This is a genomic window from Psychrobacter sp. Ps6 (genome assembly GCF_022129235.1).
Taxonomy (GTDB): Bacteria; Pseudomonadota; Gammaproteobacteria; order Pseudomonadales; family Moraxellaceae; genus Psychrobacter.
Window position 1 is genome coordinate 1 of the sequence record NZ_JADQAI010000040.1, and the last position, 3,302, is coordinate 3,302.

Annotated in this window: 3 protein-coding genes; 2 read left to right on the forward strand and 1 reads right to left on the reverse strand. The window is 32.9% G+C overall.

Annotated features, from left to right (window positions below; translation table 11 throughout):
* Window positions 1-1,026, forward strand: a 1,026-nt coding sequence (locus I3255_RS13410; protein ID WP_238039257.1) for a glycosyltransferase family 4 protein, incomplete at its 5' end; no start/stop codon positions are given.
* Window positions 1,027-1,041: 15 nt separating this feature from the next.
* Window positions 1,042-1,461, forward strand: a complete 420-nt coding sequence (locus I3255_RS13415) for a hypothetical protein (protein ID WP_036764348.1) — start codon at window positions 1,042-1,044, stop codon at window positions 1,459-1,461.
* A 32-nt stretch (window positions 1,462-1,493) separates the two neighbouring features.
* Here I3255_RS13415 and I3255_RS13420 read toward each other — a convergent pair whose 3' ends face one another.
* Window positions 1,494-2,999: a DUF4832 domain-containing protein gene (locus tag I3255_RS13420; RefSeq protein WP_238039258.1), complete on the reverse strand. Its 1,506-nt coding sequence runs from the start codon at window positions 2,997-2,999 to the stop codon at window positions 1,494-1,496.
* Window positions 3,000-3,302: the final 303 nt, after the last annotated feature.

The window sequence follows — 3,302 nt, forward strand, 5'->3', positions numbered from 1 at the left end:
CCACTCTTAGTTGAGAAATACAACTTGGATATTACTGTTACAGCACGAAAACCATATGTGCCATATTCTGAAAGTGAGTATTTAGGTGTAAAACTTAAGGCTTTACCTTCGGTTACGAATAAATCATTAGAGGCACCGTTACATTCGTTGTTAGCGGCCTTGTATGCTATTAAAGAAAAAGCCGATATTGTTCATATCCATGCCATTGGCCCGGGTCTAGTTACGCCATTATTAAGATTGTTTGGCAAAAAAGTTGTTTTTACTCATCATAGTCAGAATTATGATCATCAAAAGTGGGGTAAATTAGCTAAGTTTGTTTTACGACTTGGCGAAAGATGTGCTGTTAAATATGCATCTGAAGTTATTGTTATTTCAGACTTTATGCAAAATTTAATGGAAGAAAAGTACGGTCGTAAAGATACACATTTAATCTTTAATGGTGTGCATAAGCCAAAGCTTCCTGAGCAGAATAAAATCAATGAGTATTTATCAAAATTTGATCTAGAATCTCGTGATTATGTTGTTGCGGTCGGTCGGTTCTCTCAAGAAAAAGGTCTAGATGTTTTATTGGATGCCTACCAGAAAAGTGGGATTAATAAAAAGCTGGTTCTAGTTGGAGATTGTGATCATCCAACTGAATATAGTGATGACCTGAAAAAAGTAGCAAAGGAGACTTCTGGCGTTGTCCTAACTGGATTTTTATCTGGTGAAGAACTGCATAGTATTTTCTCTCAGGCAGATACTTTCGTATTACCATCTTTCAGTGAGGGTTTGCCTATTGCCCTGTTAGAAGCCATGTCATTTTCTCTACCTGTTATAGTTAGTGATATCCCCGCTAATAAAGCAGTTCATCTGCCTAATGATCGTTATTTTTCCTGTGGAAATAGTGATGATTTAGCAAAAAAACTGATAGAGTCTGTTGGTCAACCTTTAATATCTTATGATGATTATTTACAAAAATATGACTGGGATCTAATTGCTGAGCAGACTTATAATGTTTTTCAACAGGCCGAGCATGATAAATAAGTACTGGTGAATAGCATGAGTTCTAACAGTAAAATAAGTCACAACCAACAAGGTATTGTTGAACGAGTTCTTTATCATATACCAAATGAAATTTTGGATTCGTTTGATGATACTCAGCGTAATGCAATTGAGGATGCTATTATAGCAAGTAGCCGAACTAGCGAGCATTACATTGACTTTAGGCCTACTTTTGGTCTTGGGAGGTGGCGGTATTATGCTGTTTTTTTGCTTGGGAAGAATCGTCGGATCGAGCAACGACGTGAGAAATCTATAACTACGATTATTAAAGTTATTTCTCTTGTCGTTATACTCGTTTTTCTATTTATGTCTGCTGTATTAACATTGTATTTAATTAAGTCAGCATTAGGCATTGATATTTTTAAAAATTTCTCATTTGGTATTTGGGATTATTTTAAAGCTAATTTCTTACAATAAAATAAAGGCATGCTTACTCACATGCCTTTTTTCTATTTAATATTAAACTCTTGTAATTGATACCATCGGTTTTTATTTTTATTTTCAATAGCTAAACCAATGACAGCTTCGTGTGTCCCTAGTTTAACAAGCCCAACCTCTAATAGGTACTTTCCAGTTTTTATTGTCTTTGGTAATGTAAATGTATTTTTTTGAGTATAAATTGGCGCTGTATCATTTAATTTTTCTGAAGGAAGCCAGTTTGTAATATCATTCTTAGTATCATAATAAGTAATGACTTCACCTTTGCTATTCACAATACGCCAAGTGATAGGGTAGTTGTTATAACTTGGAGCAACACCGACATTTTTCCACTGCGATGTAATTGTTATTGGTGTGTTTTTCTCGAAATCACTGGTTATTTTAATATGTTCTAATACGAATCTATATCCGATTTTAGTCAAAAATTGATTAAGTATCTTTTGATATTTTTTAGGAATAGGATCAGATTTTAGATTCATTAGTGATACATGTAAGGAAAGAGCATCATCAAAAGTTTTTTCCACTTTCTTTTTGGTATATATCTTTGGTTGTTCATCCCATTCTTTCATTGTTTCACAGATTTCAAAATCTACAGGTGCTTTTTTCCAGCGTGTTAAAAAATAAGGATCTGTGTCATTTTTTGAACTTTTATCTTTTTTGATATGTTGGAATGTTTCAGGATAAGCTTGTTGCATATGATTCCAGCCAGGTCTCCAGTCACCAAAGCAATCGGCTCTCCATCCTAGATTTCTTTTAGTTGCATAGCTTGTAAAATGATCATCGGTTGTTCCTAGGTCTATAGTTAGCATATGTTTAGGAAAAGCATTCATCATTATATCAATATATGGTGTTAGATCTTTATTTTTATAGCCTGAATATCCTAAGGTGGATTGAGAGTATTTTTTATGGGTACCTAAATGCCATTCACCCCAAGTGCCAATAAGGCCAACATCTAGTCGTAGAATGTTAGAGTTATTATTATAACGATTCCCCATAGCTGTAATGAAATTTTGTAATGACTTTTTAAATTTAGGATCGGTATAATTTACAACGAAACTATTATCGTTTTGACAACCATTTTTAGATTTTGGATCGATTTGTTGCTTGAGCCAGCAAGGAATACCAAGAATTTTTTTCCCAGCTCTAGGTGAATCTTTATAGTAAGTTTCGTTAAGACCAGCCAGTGTCATGAAGCGGATAACTATCTTCTTATTCAATTTTTTGGCTTCATTTATAGTATCGTCAATCAACTTAAAATTATATTTCCCTTTTTCTGGCTCTAATTCCTCCCAATACCAACGGTAATATACAACTGAAGTTTCAGGGTAACTCGGTATGTTCCAGTCTTTATTATGTCTTATATTAATTGTTTGATGATCTGTAATTCCGATATCAGGATTTGTAATTATCTCATAACTCTCTTTTGGACTGTGTTCGATAGACATTCCATGTGATGTTATTGGAACTAATAAGCTTATAAGAGAAATCTGGATGAAATTTTTATTTAATATTGACATATAAAATCACTTTATCAGTTAACGTAGTAAATCTTAAAACTAACTATCATTATGTATGTGAATAACGCTTATTGCTTTTAGATATAGTATAACCATTTCAATTATACGATTGTCTTTTGAACGTTAATTTTCAAATGACAAATCATTTGCAGTAGTTATGATTATATGCTTACTATATTTAATAGTGATTTTATAAGATGATAAAACACAATAACATGAAGGAATAAGGTTCAATGACTTTACTCAGTAGATTTACCGATCAGGATTTTTGGCGTATTGGCTTGATTAATGAACATCCACTAG